The sequence below is a fragment of the Thermococcus litoralis DSM 5473 genome, from assembly GCF_000246985.2.
GTDB lineage: Archaea > Methanobacteriota_B > Thermococci > Thermococcales > Thermococcaceae > Thermococcus_A > Thermococcus_A litoralis.
Window position 1 is genome coordinate 279,724 of record NC_022084.1, and the last position, 14,701, is coordinate 294,424.

The 14,701-nt window shown below is 45.2% G+C and carries 17 protein-coding genes and 2 pseudogenes; 6 read left to right on the forward strand and 13 right to left on the reverse strand.

Annotated elements, in window-relative coordinates; genetic code table 11:
- Positions 1-31: 31 nt before the first annotated feature.
- A complete protein-coding gene (locus OCC_RS01485; protein WP_238565070.1) occupies positions 32-697 on the reverse strand; it encodes a helix-turn-helix domain-containing protein in 666 nt (221 codons plus the stop codon).
- A 99-nt stretch (positions 698-796) separates the two neighbouring features.
- Between OCC_RS01485 and OCC_RS01490 the strand changes: the two genes are divergently transcribed.
- On the forward strand, positions 797-1,504 hold the full coding sequence (locus OCC_RS01490) for an SDR family NAD(P)-dependent oxidoreductase (protein ID WP_004069104.1): 708 nt from the start codon (positions 797-799) through the stop codon (positions 1,502-1,504).
- On the opposite strand, the gene OCC_RS01495 is transcribed toward OCC_RS01490, so the two are convergent.
- Positions 1,501-2,436 carry a thiamine-phosphate kinase gene (locus OCC_RS01495; RefSeq protein ID WP_004069103.1) on the reverse strand — a complete coding sequence of 312 codons (936 nt, stop codon included), beginning with the start codon at positions 2,434-2,436 and terminating at the stop codon, positions 1,501-1,503. The genes OCC_RS01490 and OCC_RS01495 overlap by 4 nt on opposite strands.
- A gap of 84 nt (positions 2,437-2,520) precedes the next feature.
- Between OCC_RS01495 and OCC_RS01500 the strand changes: the two genes are divergently transcribed.
- Genes OCC_RS01500 through OCC_RS01510 form a run of 3 tightly spaced genes read left to right on the forward strand, consistent with a single transcriptional unit; the run spans position 2,521 to position 5,989 of the window.
- Positions 2,521-3,576, forward strand: coding sequence for a galactokinase (locus OCC_RS01500; RefSeq protein WP_171814827.1), 1,056 nt, complete (start codon positions 2,521-2,523; stop codon positions 3,574-3,576).
- Positions 3,577-4,671: a glycoside hydrolase family 57 protein gene (locus tag OCC_RS01505; protein ID WP_004069098.1), complete on the forward strand. Its 1,095-nt coding sequence runs from the start codon at positions 3,577-3,579 to the stop codon at positions 4,669-4,671.
- Positions 4,658-5,989, forward strand: coding sequence for an MFS transporter (locus OCC_RS01510; protein WP_004069096.1), 1,332 nt, complete (start codon positions 4,658-4,660; stop codon positions 5,987-5,989). Before OCC_RS01505 ends, OCC_RS01510 begins: the two co-directional genes overlap by 14 nt.
- Here OCC_RS01510 and OCC_RS01515 read toward each other — a convergent pair.
- The gene (locus OCC_RS01515) at positions 5,984-7,240 is read right to left on the reverse strand and encodes a glycoside hydrolase family 1 protein (RefSeq protein WP_004069094.1); all 1,257 of its coding nucleotides are present in this window, start codon (positions 7,238-7,240) and stop codon (positions 5,984-5,986) included. The two genes, OCC_RS01510 and OCC_RS01515, sit on opposite strands and share 6 nt — an antisense overlap.
- Before the next feature lie 93 nt (positions 7,241-7,333).
- On the opposite strand from OCC_RS01515, the gene galT reads away from it, so the two are divergent.
- The gene (gene galT / locus OCC_RS01520; RefSeq protein WP_004069092.1) at positions 7,334-8,314 is read left to right on the forward strand and encodes a galactose-1-phosphate uridylyltransferase; all 981 of its coding nucleotides are present in this window, start codon (positions 7,334-7,336) and stop codon (positions 8,312-8,314) included.
- Here the strand turns inward: galT and OCC_RS12680 are convergent.
- From OCC_RS12680 to OCC_RS01550, 8 genes and pseudogenes are all read right to left on the reverse strand, one after another.
- Positions 8,311-9,642 carry a TIGR00375 family protein gene (locus OCC_RS12680; protein ID WP_202950630.1) on the reverse strand — a complete coding sequence of 444 codons (1,332 nt, stop codon included), beginning with the start codon at positions 9,640-9,642 and terminating at the stop codon, positions 8,311-8,313. The two genes, galT and OCC_RS12680, sit on opposite strands and share 4 nt — an antisense overlap.
- Positions 9,643-9,657: 15 nt before the next feature.
- Positions 9,658-10,332 (reverse strand): annotated as a pseudogene (locus OCC_RS12750) (LAGLIDADG family homing endonuclease); the annotation flags it as partial.
- Positions 10,330-10,770: pseudogene (locus tag OCC_RS12690) on the reverse strand (TIGR00375 family protein); the annotation flags it as partial. The pseudogenes OCC_RS12690 and OCC_RS12750, both read right to left, overlap by 3 nt.
- Before the next feature lie 27 nt (positions 10,771-10,797).
- A complete protein-coding gene (locus OCC_RS01530; protein WP_004069088.1) occupies positions 10,798-11,583 on the reverse strand; it encodes a proteasome assembly chaperone family protein in 786 nt (261 codons plus the stop codon).
- Complete coding sequence (locus tag OCC_RS01535; protein WP_004069087.1) at positions 11,580-11,759, reverse strand: RNA-protein complex protein Nop10; 180 nt, start codon at positions 11,757-11,759, stop codon at positions 11,580-11,582. The genes OCC_RS01530 and OCC_RS01535 overlap by 4 nt, the downstream gene beginning before the upstream one ends.
- Positions 11,756-12,583 (reverse strand): translation initiation factor IF-2 subunit alpha, encoded by an 828-nt coding sequence (locus OCC_RS01540; protein ID WP_004069085.1) that lies wholly within the window; start codon positions 12,581-12,583, stop codon positions 11,756-11,758. The genes OCC_RS01535 and OCC_RS01540 overlap by 4 nt, the downstream gene beginning before the upstream one ends.
- A 79-nt stretch (positions 12,584-12,662) precedes the next feature.
- The gene (locus OCC_RS01545; RefSeq protein WP_171814846.1) at positions 12,663-12,854 is read right to left on the reverse strand and encodes a 30S ribosomal protein S27e; all 192 of its coding nucleotides are present in this window, start codon (positions 12,852-12,854) and stop codon (positions 12,663-12,665) included.
- A gap of 17 nt (positions 12,855-12,871) precedes the next feature.
- The gene (locus OCC_RS01550; RefSeq protein WP_004069081.1) at positions 12,872-13,150 is read right to left on the reverse strand and encodes a 50S ribosomal protein L44e; all 279 of its coding nucleotides are present in this window, start codon (positions 13,148-13,150) and stop codon (positions 12,872-12,874) included.
- Positions 13,151-13,313: 163 nt separating this feature from the next.
- Between OCC_RS01550 and OCC_RS01555 the strand changes: the two genes are divergently transcribed.
- The gene (locus tag OCC_RS01555; protein ID WP_004069079.1) at positions 13,314-13,880 is read left to right on the forward strand and encodes a hypothetical protein; all 567 of its coding nucleotides are present in this window, start codon (positions 13,314-13,316) and stop codon (positions 13,878-13,880) included.
- Here OCC_RS01555 and OCC_RS01560 read toward each other — a convergent pair.
- Together OCC_RS01560 and OCC_RS01565 are read right to left on the reverse strand one after the other, a co-directional pair.
- The gene (locus OCC_RS01560) at positions 13,868-14,455 is read right to left on the reverse strand and encodes a lysine exporter LysO family protein (protein WP_004069076.1); all 588 of its coding nucleotides are present in this window, start codon (positions 14,453-14,455) and stop codon (positions 13,868-13,870) included. The genes OCC_RS01555 and OCC_RS01560 overlap by 13 nt on opposite strands.
- Positions 14,452-14,691, reverse strand: a complete 240-nt coding sequence (locus tag OCC_RS01565; protein ID WP_004069075.1) for a hypothetical protein — start codon at positions 14,689-14,691, stop codon at positions 14,452-14,454. Before OCC_RS01565 ends, OCC_RS01560 begins: the two co-directional genes overlap by 4 nt.
- Positions 14,692-14,701 lie beyond the last annotated feature (10 nt).

Consider the following 14,701-nt stretch of genomic DNA (forward strand, 5'->3'; position numbering starts at 1 on the left):
ACTGAAAAACAGATTTAAGTATTTCGGTAAATTAGCCTATAAGCTCCTCAAGGATTTTCCTCTCCGCTTTCCTTAAGTGCTCCTTCACGGTTGATGGACTTAGGCCGAGTATTTGCGCCAGTTCTCGGAGGGTTATCCTCCTTGGATTGTCGAAGTAGCCGCTCTTGTAGGCCACCAGCAGGGTTTTTAGTTGTTTTTCTGTGAGCTTTGAGAATATGCCCTCCTTTGGCGTGTAATCTTCTATGCTGGCGACCTCTGCGTTATAGATTCTCTTAATGGCCGATATGACTTCAGGAACCAGGTTCTCCTCACACACGACGTAGAGAAAACTCTCCTCGCGAGTCATCGTGCCCTTCTCAAATATTAAAAAGCCTCTTTTCTGGAGCTCAAGTATGTCAAAGGCTTCTTCTGCGTTAGGGTGTCTTGGGAGTTTTGCACGTGTGTACAGGTAGTAATGGCCGTTTTTTAGGGGTATCAGCTTGACGTCCTCTACATAGGGAAGGTTCCTCATTCGATTCATGATATCTTGGGGGTTAACTTTTTCTTTGAACTTCAATTCCGCGAGCTTTATGATTTCGTCACCGACCATGAAGTGCGTGTCCCCGTATGCCCAGTCAATCGCCTCTATAAACCATTTAAAGTCCGAGAACACATCCGAAGAATTGAGAAACCTGAACTTTATCCTCTTCATAGGCATCAAAGATAGTTGGAAAGCAAAAGTTATTAATTTTGCCAAAGCCGTTTTAGTTAGACTTATATCCAATGGCTAGCCAAAAAAGATTAGACGGTGAACAGGATGCTGGCTGTAGTTACGGGAGCATCAAGAGGCATCGGCCGTCTTTTGGTCGAGAGGTTAATCAAAAAGGGCTACCAAGTTGTGGGGATAGCGAGAAGCAGAGAAGCACTGGAGGAGCTTAAAGCTAGATTCGGCGACTCTTTTGAATATGTAGTCCAAGATTTAGCCCAGAATGGCGCAGAAAGAGAGGTCAAGAAAGCCCTTGAGAGGCTGGGGGTGGATAAGGTTGACCTCCTCATCAACAACGCCGGGTTTGCTGTAAAAAAGCCCCTTCTGGAGCACGGTGAAGAAGAACTTCAAAAGCTGTTTAGAGTTTTAACAATAAGCCCGGTTTTAATGACTAAAGAACTGCTACCCCTTATGCAAAGCGGTTCGAAGGTTGTAATGGTGTTGAGTGGAGTTGCCTTTGTTAGAACTCCTGAAATTCCAGCCTACGGTGCCGCAAAAGCCGCCCTTCACTACTTATCACTTACACTTAGCGAAGAGCTCCGGGAAAATGGAATAAAGGTCATAAGGGTATATCCAAAGCAGGTTGCCACGCCTTTCTGGGACAAAACTCCGAAGGGAGCTATCTCACCGGAGCAGGTTGCCGATGCCATAATAAAGGCAATAGAAAATGGAAGAGAAGAAGTTTTCGTGCCGGGATACATTAAGGTTGCGAAATACCTGCCGAGATGGCCAGCTCTAACCTACAGGTTTGAATTTTAAGGCTTTGCCAAGTGCTCCCATCCCAAAAGGGGCATCCTCTCAAGTTTTCCATCTCTCTGCAGGTAAACGCCCTCTCCCTTTTCAACCTCTCCAATTATGGAAAACTCAAAGTCGAGCTTTTCGAGGTGTTCCTCGGGGATAGTAAAGATGAGCTCAAACTCCTCTCCACTTGCCAGTGCAAGGTTAATAGGGTCAACTCCCAAGAGCTCTGCAACCTCAAAAACTTCCTTCCTTATTGGGAGCTTTTCGGCATAGATGGTTATCCTCACTTTGCTCATCTCCGCTATCAAATGGAGCTCCTTGCTCATGCCGTCGCTTATGTCTATTGCGGCGTTTGCATAGTTCGACAGAATTTGCCCCTCTCTGAGCCTCGCCTTGGGCTCAAGGAGCTTCTCATAGAGAGCTTTCCTTGTTTTTGGACTAACTCCAAGGTTATCAAAGTAGACTTTAAGCCCCGCTAGAGCCCTTCCAATGTCACCGGTAACGCAGACCAAATCTCCCTCCTTTGCTCCGCTTCTCGTGAGCAACCTTTTGGTCTCTCCAAGGGCTATCCCGTCTATTATGAGATCGCATGCTTCGTTAGTATCGGCACTTATTATGGGCGTGCTGTAGAAGTCAGAAGCCTTAGCGATCCCCTTTGCAATGGCCTCAAGATACTCCATATCAATATCTCTGGGCACTCCAAGGGAGAAGAGGAACCCTATCGGTTTACCTCCCATAGCGGCAACATCGCTCACGTTCATGGTGAAGACTTTAAAGCCAACCTGCTCGGGCGTCATTATCTCCGGAACGTCTGTGCTTTTCACCAGCATGTCGTTTGTTGCTATGAGCCACTCACCACCGAGCTTTAGTGCTCCAGTGTCATCTCCCAAAGGTAGCTCCCCTTGATTCTTGAAGTATTTCATGAAGAGCTCTATTATCTCGCGCTCCACCGTGATCCCCTTTGATAGTGAGACATGCAGGTTAAAAAGTCTTAGGGAAAGAAATTTATACCCTAAGGGCTCAAATTTTTAAAGATGGTTATGATAAGGGTCGAATCCCCTGGCAGGGTGAACTTAATAGGCGAGCACACCGACTATACCTTCGGCTACGTAATGCCGATGGCAATAAACCTCTACACAATTTTGGAGGGAGAAAAAGCGGAAGTGGTGACTCTTTATTCAGAACACTTTAGAGAGGAGAAATTCTTCAGCTTGGATCAGCTTTACAAGGAGAACACATGGATAGACTACGTAAAAGGAGTTTATTGGGTTCTAAAGTCGGAAGGGTACAATATAGGAGGAATTAAAGGGAAAATACTAGGCAACTTACCAATTGGAGCCGGATTAAGTTCTTCAGCAAGCCTGGAACTTGCGGTTATGGCTTTTCTAGACAAGGCATATTCCCTCAACCTTTCTCGTCTCGAAATGGCATTGTTTGCCAAAAAAGCGGAAAACGAATTTGTAGGTGTGCCCTGTGGAATTCTTGACCAGTTTGCAATAGCTTTTGGAAAGAAGGGACACGCAATATTTTTGGATACAGACACACTAAGCTACGGGTACATACCGTTCCCCAGCGACGTTTCGGTGCTGGTGTTCTACACGGGAGTTAAAAGAGAACTTGCCTCTTCAGCATACGCGGAAAGAAGGAAAATCGCAGAGGAATCACTTCGTTTTCTTGGAAAAAGAACTTCAAAAGACGTTGATGAAAGTGAACTTATTAAGCTCCCCTCCCTTTACCGGAAGTTCTTTGGCTATATCGTTAGGGAAAATCGGCGTGTCCTCGAAGTAAGGGACGCCCTGAAGAACGGGAATATTGAAGAGGTCGGGGAAATATTAACCAGGGCCCACTGGGACATTGCAAGAAACTACGGAGTGAGCTCAGAGGAGCTGGACTTCTTCGTAAGAAAAGCCAGGGAACTTGGAGCTTATGGGGCAAGGTTAACAGGAGCAGGCTTTGGAGGCTCGGCAATAGCCCTCGTTGACAAGGAAAAGGCGGAGGAGGTTGGAAAAGCAGTCCTTGAGGAGTATGGAAAGAAGTTCCCGTGGAAGGCTAAGTACTTCATCGTAGAGCCATCTGATGGGGTGGGATAGTTGAGGGCGCTCGTCTTTCACGGCAACCTTCAGTATGCCGAAATTCCAAAGAGTGAAATCCCAAAGGTCATAGAGAAGGCATACACTCCAACTATTGGGACGCTGATTAAAGAAGAAATTCCCTTTGGGCTCAACATAACGGGCTATACCTTAAAGCTCCTCCCGAAGGAGATCATAGACCTCGTTAAGGAGGGTATCGCGAATAACTTGATTGAGATAATTGGAACGAGCTACACGCACGCAATACTCCCCCTCCTGCCGCTTAACAGAGTAGAAGCACAAGTTCAGGGAGATAGGGAAGTTAAGGAAGAGCTCTTCGAGGTCTCCCCTAAGGGTTTCTGGCTGCCGGAACTCGCCTATGACCCGATAATCCCTGCCATACTGAAGGACAACGGCTATGAGTATCTCTTCGCCGACGGGGAGGCGATGCTTTTCTCAGCTCACCTCAACTCGGCGATAAAGCCAATTAAACCGCTCTATCCGCATCTCATAAAGGCCCAGAGGGAAAAGCGCTTTAGGTACATCAACTATCTCCTTGGTCTCAGGGAGCTTAGGAAGGCGATAAAGCTCGTTTTTGAAGGTAAGGTAACGCTAAAGGCAGTCAAAAACATCGAAGCCGTACCCGTTTGGGTGTCCGTGAACACTGCTGTAATGCTCGGCATCGGAAGGCTTCCCCTTATGAACCCTAAGAAAGTGGCAAGCTGGATAGAGGACAAGGACAACATTCTCCTATACGGCACAGACATAGAGTTCATTGGCTATAGGGACATTGCAGGCTACAGAATGAGTGTTGAGGGATTGTTAGAGGTTATAGAGGAGCTCAACTCGGAACTGTGCCTTCCCTCAGAGCTGAAGCACAGTGGAAGGGAGCTCTACTTACGGACTTCAAGCTGGGCACCAGATAAGAGCTTGAGGATATGGACGGAGGATGAGGGGAACGCAAGGCTAAACATGCTGTCCTACAATATGAGGGGCGAACTCGCCTTTTTGGCTGAAAACAGTGATGCCCGTGGGTGGGAGCCCCTCCCTGAGAGGAGGCTCGACGCCTTCCGGGCGATATACAACGATTGGAGGGGTGAAAATGGGGAACCTTAGAAGAAGGGTTTCGATTGCACTGCTTGTATTGATGGCAGCTTTTTTGATGGCCGATCAGAACCTTCTTCCTCCAAACTATCAGCAGATAATGGCAGAATTTGGTATAAGCGAGACTCAAATGGGCCTTGTTTCGACTATTTTTGTTGCAACGAGTGCATTGATCACTATCTTATGGGGCATGCTCTCTGATATAAAAAGCAGAAAGAAGCTTCTCGTGGTAGGGGTTCTCCTTGGAGAAATCCCATGCTTCCTAACGGCTTACGTTACCAGCTACTGGCAGCTCTTGGCAATGCGCTTTCTTACGGGGATAGGTATAGGCTCGATAATTCCCATAGGTTACTCTCTAATAGCAGACATGTTTGAGGAGGAAAAGAGGGGAAGAGGATACTCCTATATAGAAACTGCCTTTGGTTTTGGGACGCTCTTCGGAATGATAATAGCAGGTTTAATAGTGAGCTGGAGGACTCCATTTATAATCGCCGCGGTTCCAAACTTTATCCTCGCACCGCTCTTCTACTTCGTAGCAGAGGAACCCAAAAGAGGGGAGGGAGAAAAGGAGCTCAGAGAAGTGCTGGAGAGGGGCTATGAATACACTTACCGGTTGAATAAGGAAGCACTCAAAAAGTCCCTCAAGACCAAGACAAACATCCTAATTTTCCTTCAGGGCATAATAGGGACAGTACCGTGGGGAGTCATAATGTACTGGCTTATCTCTTTCTTCATTGTAACGAGGAGCATGGAGAAAAGCACCGCTACGTTTGTCCTCCTCATAGTTGGCATCTCAAGCGTCATAGGAAGTCTGTTAGGCGGGTTTGTGGGGGATTACTTTGAGGCAAGGCAGAAGGGCGGAAGGGCTGTAATTACCGGTTTGGCAATTTTCATTGGAATGATAGCTGCTATAGGCCTTATCATTTACCCCCTTCCGAGCAAATTAACTTCAATTCACTGGATGGGTTTAACCCTCTACTCCCTCGCCTTTATTCAGTTTGTTTCCTATGCAGGACCAAACGTTAGGGCGATAGTGTCTCAAGTTAATCTTCCAGAAGACAGAGGCACTGTGTTTGGCCTTTTTAATATCTTGGACAACGTTGGGAAAGCAACTGGACCTTTGTTTGGTGGATTTTTGATAGAAACTCTTAGGAGCATGGGCTACTCAGATGCACTAGCGTATGAGTATACACTTCTAATTGGGGCACTATTTTGGATACCCTGTGCGTTAGTATGGCTCTGGATAAGAAAAAGCTATCCCGAGGACAGAGAAGCAGTAAAGGAAATACTAAAGAAGAGGGCAGAGGAGCTCGTAAAAGGGACGTCATAGCTCCGGAAGCCCATACTTTGCCAGCAGTTCGTCTTTTATTTTCTTTTCCCTTGCAATCTCTCCATATACGTAACCGCTCTTTCTCGGTCTCCTCTCAAAGGTCGTGTAGTCCACCTCGACCAGCCCAAAGCGTGGTCTAAAACCCTCAGCCCACTCATAATTGTCCATAAAAGACCAATAGAAGTAGCCTCTCAAGTCAAAACCATCGTTTAAGGCTTTGTGAACGTACTGGAGGTGCTGAATGATAAATTCTATCCTCCACTCATCCTCTAAGGTAGCTATCCCGTTTTCCGTGATGTACATTGGCTTTCCGTAGCGTGAAACCTTTGCTATAGCTTCGTATATGCCCTTTGGATAGACACTCCAACCCATATCTGTTTTTCTCTCGCTTAAGTCTGCAAGCTTAGCATCGAAGAAAAACTTTAGCGGATTCCAGCTATGCCTTACCTCGCTGGCTGTATAGTAGTTTATTCCTATGAAGTCCACATCGCTTTCTGGAGTTTTGTAAGTTCCAAAAGCTCCTTTATATTTTCCGCTCCATATTGCATCAAGAAAGTTCCAGTTAAAGAGGTTATCTGCCTTTTGAGCAGCCTTTATGTCTTTCTCTCTGTTGCTTGCAGGGAGCATTATGGGGATGTTTTTAACTATTCCTACATCAAAGTTACCATGGAGGATATCATATGCCATTGCATGGGCCTTAAGGAGGTTTGCAGCAACTTTGAAGGCCTTAAAGGGGCTCTTGACGAAGGGCGGCCAGTATGCCGTGAGGTAACCCATCATGACATAAACCATCGGCTCGTTGAATGTAGCTACAAGCTTGACTCCCTTGAGGAGCTCTGCGGCTTTATCAACGTACTTCTCCCAGTATTTGAGATTCTCTTCCTTCAAAAAGCCTCCCTTCCGCATAAACCACAGGGGTGACGTGAAGTGATGCAGGGTAACGTTTGGTGTGATCCCCTTCTCAAGCAGGAGCTCAATGATCTCCCGGTAGCGGTTGAAGGCATCCTCGTTGAACTTCCCCTCTTCCGGGAAGAGACGGCTCCACTCTATCGAAAAGCGGTAGGCGTTGTAGCCGAGCTGGGCCATTAGCTCTATATCCTCCCTGTAAAGCCCCCAGTGGTTGCAGGCTTTACCGGATTTATAGGGAAGCTTGCCTATCTCCTCATAATACCACCAGTCGTTCCACCTATTATCGCCTTCAACCTGGTGAGCGGCAGTAGAAGTCCCAAACAAAAACTTCTCCGGGAACATTGGACAGCACCGAACATTTAAATGCACTTAAGTATAAATCTTTTATCATGACTCCAAATATTAAGCCGAACCTAAATTATCGGTGGTGATCAAATGAGAGAGCTGAGGTTTAACCCTTTAACCGGGCAGTGGATAATGGTTTCCGCCGTTAGGAGGAACCGCCCTTGGAGGCCTAGAGACTTTTGTCCTTTCTGTCCTGGAAGTGAAGAGACGGGTTACGGCTGGGAGGTTCTTCTTTTACCGAATAGATTCCCCATGCTGTCTTTTGATGCTCCAAAGCCGGAGCAGGAGGAATTTTACACAAAAGCTAGAGCCATCGGGCAGTGCAGTGTTATAGTAGAAACCCCCGAACACGAACTGAGGGATCTCGACGAGCTTCCGAAGGAGCAGATGATAAAAGTCGTAGAGCTGTGGAAAGAGGCAACTGCCAAGCTCATGGAAAACCCCAGAGTGGCTTATCTCGCAATCTTTCGCAACAAAGGGGAAGAGATAGGGGTTAGCCTAACTCACCCTCACGGTCAGCTCTATGCGTTTCCCTTTATCCCGCTCAAGGCTAGATTGAAAATCGAAAACTCAAGGAACTACTACCACCGTTTTGGAGAATGTCTATTTTGTAGAATACTTGAAGAAGAGGCTAAAGGAGAGAGAGCTATCTATGAAAACGAAAGCTTCATTGCGTTCATGCCCTTCTTCGCCAGCTGGCCTTTTGAAATCCATGTGTATCCAAAGAGGCATGTTCAGTATTTAACTCAGCTTAACAGCAAAGAGACGAGAGATTTAGCCGATGTGCTTCAAGTTGTTACTGGAAGCCTAAATGAAGTCTTAGAGAGAGACATGCCCTACACGATGATGATCTTCCAGGCACCGTTTAAAGGGAAATACCCCTTCTACCACCTGCACATCGAGTTCTACCCAATCCTAAGGGACAACGGAAAGGTCAAATATACTGCCGGTATTGAATTGGGCACATGGGAATTCACTTATGATGGAGTTCCAGAAGAGAACGCGAGAAAGCTCAGAGAAGCCTGCAAAAGAGTTGTAAAAAGGCTAAACGCAGAGGGCAGGTGTTTTTAGGCTTTCTTCAAGAAGCTCAAAATCGAGCTCTGTTTTGGTTTGTAGTAGACATCTTCATGTTTTATTTCTATACCCTCAATATCTTCAAGCTTAGCTTTCTTTACCTCTTCCGGAAGCTTAATTTCTCCGTATTTGCCTCCTCCACCGGGAATTACGATAAGCTTTTCATTCCTGAACGCCCAGATTGCCTTGGTTATTTCTTCTCCAATCAGCTTGGCTATACTTTTTATCGGAACATCGACCAAAACGGCAATTTCACTGCCGAACTCCCTAAGCAGCCTTTCCCATACACTTTTGACGGCTTTGGTTTCAACACCTTTGTTGAGAACCATGGCTATTATCTCCGCAAGGGGAGCCAAATGGAGGTAAGGAGGTCTGTCCTTTGGCTTTTCGTTTGTATCGGCAAGCTCAAGAATCCTATCATGAACTCCCTTCTTTATAATTCCCCCGCAAAGCTCACATCTCCAGTTTAATCTCTTCGCGTCTTCGAGCCTGTATTTGGTGTAGCACTTTGAGCAGGCTGTTAGGTGATACTTGCCCAACCTTGGATCAAGTCCGGCGTTGAGGATTATCTTCCTCCCTCCCCGCTTTAAGATAGCCTTTCTAACCTCATCAAACGTCGCATCCTCAATCTCAAAGCGGTTAAACTCCCTACCAAGTCTATGGGGCATTGGAGAATGAGCGTCGGAGTTGCTTAAATAGGTAAGCTTGTGATGAGCCTTTATCCTGTCGGCCATATAAGAATCGGCAGAAAGGCCGAGCTCAAGGAAGTGAACCTTAGCGTCGCCATATGCCTCTTTAAGGCTGTTGTACTCCTTGTAGAGAGCTGTCCAAGGTGTGAAGCAATTGTGAAGTGTTCCAGATTCAGTTACATAACTTGAATCTTCTTCAACTTCGAGGTTGTACACGATACCATCATATGGTTCCTTTTCAATTCTGATAATTGGCAAGTAGAAGTAGACTCCATCAAACCACCCATATCTAATGTCCCCTTTTGGGAGTTTGGTTATTCCTCTTTTCTTCAGCATGTTTTCAATTTCATCGTTAAATGTACTTATCCTTGCTTGCCATCTGTCATGAGTAGTTTTGGCATTTCTTTTACCAATTTTAGCACTTTTGACTTTGTGTCTGCTAAAAGTTGAAATAAAGCCATTCCTCATCGCTATAATGTTCATTTGGTTCATCAGGATCCTTGAGGTAGTTACTCCACCATCCCCTTTCCACCATCCCACAAATATCTCAAATTGTTTTTCTGGTGGGAGATATAGAAATTCATGCGGCAGTTGCTTGTTCCATGCCCTCTTTTCTTTGCCTTTAATGTAAAACATTTCTCCAAAGAAATTTCTCAGAACTCTGCTGTAAACTTTTAATTCGTATCCTTTTCCTCGCTTGTCATTTCTAATACTCGGCTTGACTCCGAAGATTTCCTTTAGCAATGTAGTTATATCGTCTATAACATCAGTTTCCTCTTCACTCAATGAGAAGGTTATCCCATCCCTAAAGCAACTACCTTCGGCCAAGAAGTACCCTACTAATCTGCAAAATTCTTTTGAGACTTCTATTTCTTCGGGGGTGTCCTTTTTCCACTTGTTTGAGGCAACACTATCTATAAATTCCTTAAGGGAAATTCTTTTGATATCCCTAATCTCTTTCAAAACAGGGAAAAGGACAACGTCACCGATTTTTAGATCCTTTGCCATAACCCATTCGGGTTTATAAGTTGAATAATATCTTTTGCAGTTCCTTCCCCTCTTCTTCATTGAAAACTGCCTCTTACATGTGGGTTTGCATATCCCTCGGACTCCGTGGCATGCAGGACTTGTTTTGATTGCATAAATTGGGTGCTCGGGCGTTACGATTATCGGCTCTGGAATGTATCTAACTTTAATTTTCAAAATGTTGCCAGTATGTTTCCTTTTATAGACCCTCGCTATCCGTCTAAATCTTCCATTATGGGTTAGCACTTCATCTCCCTCTTTGACATCGCTGATTTTTGTGATGCCCTTCCTTAAGATCAAGAGTGTATCGGGAGGTACACAATGCGCGGGACCTATCAAAACGTCAAGCTCATTTGCTAAATCCGCTATTTCAGCGGGACTTAAATTTGCATGCGGTCTTCCTTCGGTTTCAATATCCTTTGAGTAGGGGTTGAGCCTTTCACGCATCTCTCTTACCGCGTCAATAGAGGGAAAAATCAGGAGATGATGAACTCTTCTGTTATCCTCAACTTCAGCCGTAAGGAGAAACCTCGCACCTTTTATTTCATAACTTCCCTCATCAACTTTTTGAGCAGCTTTTAAAAGCTCCTTCTCCCATTGAGGATTTAGAATATCTCCAGTGCCCACAATTCCGAGACCCTTGAGCTTTGCGTTTTCTGCTAAAATAGGGAAGGTCATTAACTTTGAGACCGCCTTGGAGTAGCGGGAGTGGATGTGCAGATCAGCATCAGTTATCATAAAAGCACCTCAAAAGAAAAGGAAAAATCAAAGGTAGCCTCTATCTTCTTCCTCATGGCCTGGTTGTGGAAGTTGCTGCTCAAACATTGCCCTCTGCATTTCTTGGACCTTTCTAAGGATCTCTTCAGTTTCTTTTGCCCTCTCATCGAGAGCACTCATGTCTATATCTAAATTGAGAACCTGTGCAACGACGCTTAGAACTGCTTTGGCAGCTTTCGCATCCACTATGTAACCAAGGCTTTCTCCAAGGAAGCATGCTCCCCTCATTCCCCTGAGCTTTCCTATGCCCAAGAGCAAACCTGCTGCTCCAACTATTGCTCCTCCTTCGTCTTCCCTAAACACAACGGGTAGGTGTTTGTATTTCTCCTTTGTTTCCAAATCGGTGAAAGAGGCTAAAACCCTTGGCTCCCCTTCAAGCTCTGGAACTTGATAACCGCCCATGGTAATTATCTCCCTCGTTCCAAACTGCTCTACAAAGTCGAGCATCTTTCCAACAACTTCAAAGTGTCCATAGCTGTCGGTTGGAGGTACTTGAGTGTCTCCTGTGATTATTATCAAATCTCTGTGCTCATCATCGGGACTCTTCCAGTAATAGAACTCGTTTCTCATCAAATCCACTGTCGAATCTTTTTTCACTATGACTTGATGCATGAAGTGAGGAGAGTAAAGCTCAGCGAATTTCTTTGCCTTAAGTTCTTGAATTAAATGCTCTGCAGCCAGCTTACCAACTAAACCAATTCCCGGGAGACCTTCAATAAAGACCGGGTCGTATATGTCGGGCTTTTCATAAACAACTATCATCGTTTCCTTCATTTTTTCACACCAATACCAAGTAGTTCCCTCTTAAGTCTCCTCCTATATTCCCCGTACGGATCCTCCGGGGAAAACTTAGGAGGATGAGCTGATTTAGTTTTTTCTCCACAAACCGGACAAATATCCTTTAGTGTGTATCTGCCACATTTTGGACATTTTTTAATTCTGAACCTCATGCCTCTCTCCTCTTTATCTTCCTTATCTTCTTTTCCTTCCTTATGAGAGAGGCCTCCCCACCGGCTTGTTTTATGACCTGAAGTATCTCCGAGGCTATCTTCTCTAGCACTTCTTCGGCTTTATAGTAGTCCGGAGCGGTGATATCTATCCTGTACCTCGGTGCACCGAGATAACTAAACTTAACCTCTATTCCCTGCTCTTCATTCGCCCTGTCTCTGGCTCTTATAAGGGCTTCTTTTATGATTTCAATACCGTTAGGAGTCGGCACACTTATTTCAAACTCCGCATCTATTGTGACGGTTGGAATTTCAACGTAGTTCTTTATTATCTCCTCAAGAACCGGTAACCACTCATCTGGAATAAGACCTTTAAGACCTTCAATGCCATTTTGAGCGGCGTCTTCAAATGCCGCATAAACCTCTCCGTATTCTTCCTCAAGCGGCACCCAAACCTCTCTCCAAGCTGTCTCAAAGTCCTTGCCGAGTTTTTCAGCCGCCATCTTTAAGAGGTTCTCTGCTTTTTGAGCCCTCTTGAACTCCTGAAGCTTTGCCTTCCTCTCCTGTTGCTTGACCCTTTTGAGGCTTAAATCTATATGACCCTTACTTGGATCAACGCGTATAACCTTTGCCACAATCTTCTGGCCTTCTTTAAGGTAATCCCTAATGTTTCTCACAAAAGTCGGAGCAACTTCGCTTATGTGCATGAAACCTTCCTTTCCGGGATACTCGTCAAGTGTCAAGAACGCACCGTAATGGTGGATGCTCTTAACGGTAGCCACAACAAACTCTCCTTCCTCAGGAAATTCTCTAGCTCTCCTCGGCATTTTCACCATCTCCCAAAATTTTACCTAATAAAGGTAGTTGTATGAGGTTTTTTAAGGTTTTGGAGAAAAATAAGAGAGATCATTCAAGAACTTCGAGAATCTTTGCCTTTATGATCCCCTTTCCACCAGCTGGTTCGACGAGAGTTGAACCGCAAACTAAACAGCGCACTTTCGTGGCTGGGTGGCTGAAAACTATTTGCTCGTTTCCACAGTCAATGCACTTAACTCTGAGGAACCTTGATCTTGGCATTGGAATGAGGTTCTTGGGCATTGCCATCTTTTCTCACCTCACACAAGTTCAAACTTCTTTACTCTAAATCCTTCGCCTCTTGTGTGTGCCTTTCCGCACTCTGTGCACCTAAACCTAAGGTCAAGCTTCTTTACTGGCTTTTCCCTTCCACTTGGGTTTGGCCTTGGGAAACCTTTGTAACCCTTAAGGATTCTCCTGAATCTTCTTTGGCCTGCGCTAAGCTCACTCCTAGGTCTCTTCTTCACTCTTTCTACCTTGTGAACTGTGTGCTTCTTACAAAACGGGCAGTATGTCCTTATCTGCTTTGGGTATTTCATCTTTCCACCTCCCTAACACGCCCGGTAGGTTCCTTTACGGACACCCCCGAGCATGAACCCATGACAGTCCGAGAACCCCTAACATAGAACCCTTTAAAACGTTTTTGGAAGCTCAGAAAAATTTTTAAATACAAAATGTTACTAAAAATCGGGGTGAGGGGCAATGACGCTGGAAGAGCTCCTTCATGAGATTAAAGGGCTGGAGGAAAAAGAACTCGAGAGCTACAAAAAACTCCTTAAAAAGCTCAAAGATCCAGAATATGCGGATCTGAGAAACTTTCTCCTAAAGCTGACCATAGACGAAACACTGCACAAGCACATCTCCGAAGCTCTGGAAAAGGCTTATCGGGAAGTTGAAGAGCTTGTGAGAGAGTACACACCAGAGGAAGAAGTAGAACTGGGAACAGCAGTCCTCTTCCCGGGAGTGCCAACAATAATTCTTCCAAGGGAAGTAAACGCTATTGGCACTAAAATCCCCACAGATGAAATTTTAGAGGAGTATTTCGGAGAATTCCCAGGGGAGCCCATAGTACCAGCGGAGCTCATGGAAGAGATTAAAGAGAAGTTAAGGGAATACATAAAGAACAAGGAAGCCCTCATAATGAACTATGAGAAACTTTCGGAGAAGGCCAAGCACCCAGTGCTAAAGGGAATCGCAAAGGACATCAAAAACAACAAAGAACAGCACAAAAAGATGCTTGAAAAGCTCCTAGAGCACTACAAAAGCTGAAGGATTAGAGGAATCAAAAAAGGCGCTATTGCCGTTAAAATAAACCCATGTACAAAAGCAAGAAGGGTTATTTCCGTTCCCCCAAATTTTGCCATCAATGGAAGGGTTGTATCCATGGTAGTTGCGCCTCCCATGACTATCGCCTTCTCTTTTGAAACCTTCTTTACTGCCAGGGGATAGAAGATGATCGTTAGAATTTCCCTTGTTAAGTTTGCCAGAAATCCAATTACTCCATATATCGGAGAATAAGTTGCCAAGAGAGGACCTGTGAGAGAGTACCATCCAAAACCGGCAGAAATAGCTAATCCCCATTTGAGGGGAACCTTCAAAAGGAGAGATGCAGCTAAACCGCCGATCAATGATCCCAAAACAGTTGATGCAGGAAGTAAAATAGCCATTTTGCCAAGTCGTTTAAGCTCTTCTCTTAATCCCTTGCTCTTTCCAATGTCGATGCCTATAATAAATATGAGAAGATAGAGCATGAGCTCGTAGAGGTTGCCAAACTCTAAGCTCGTGTACCTTCCAACGAGCATGCCAAGGAGGAGGGATGAGATTACCAGATAGAGAAAACTCACTCCCTCACCCCCAGCAGAGCTATGAAAAGGCTTCCGAGTATTGTAAAAGAGGCAAAAACGAGGGAAAAAATGAGAAGCTGGAGGGCATCTACTTCCACTCTGCCCGCTTCGACACCCATGAAAAATATCAAAAACAGCAAAGCAATATTCATCGGCTTGTCCATGCTAGACTTTATTCTACCTCTGAGCAGATAACCTACAAAGACGCCCAGTACAAGGGGGATGAAGATGTTCATGTCTTAACCA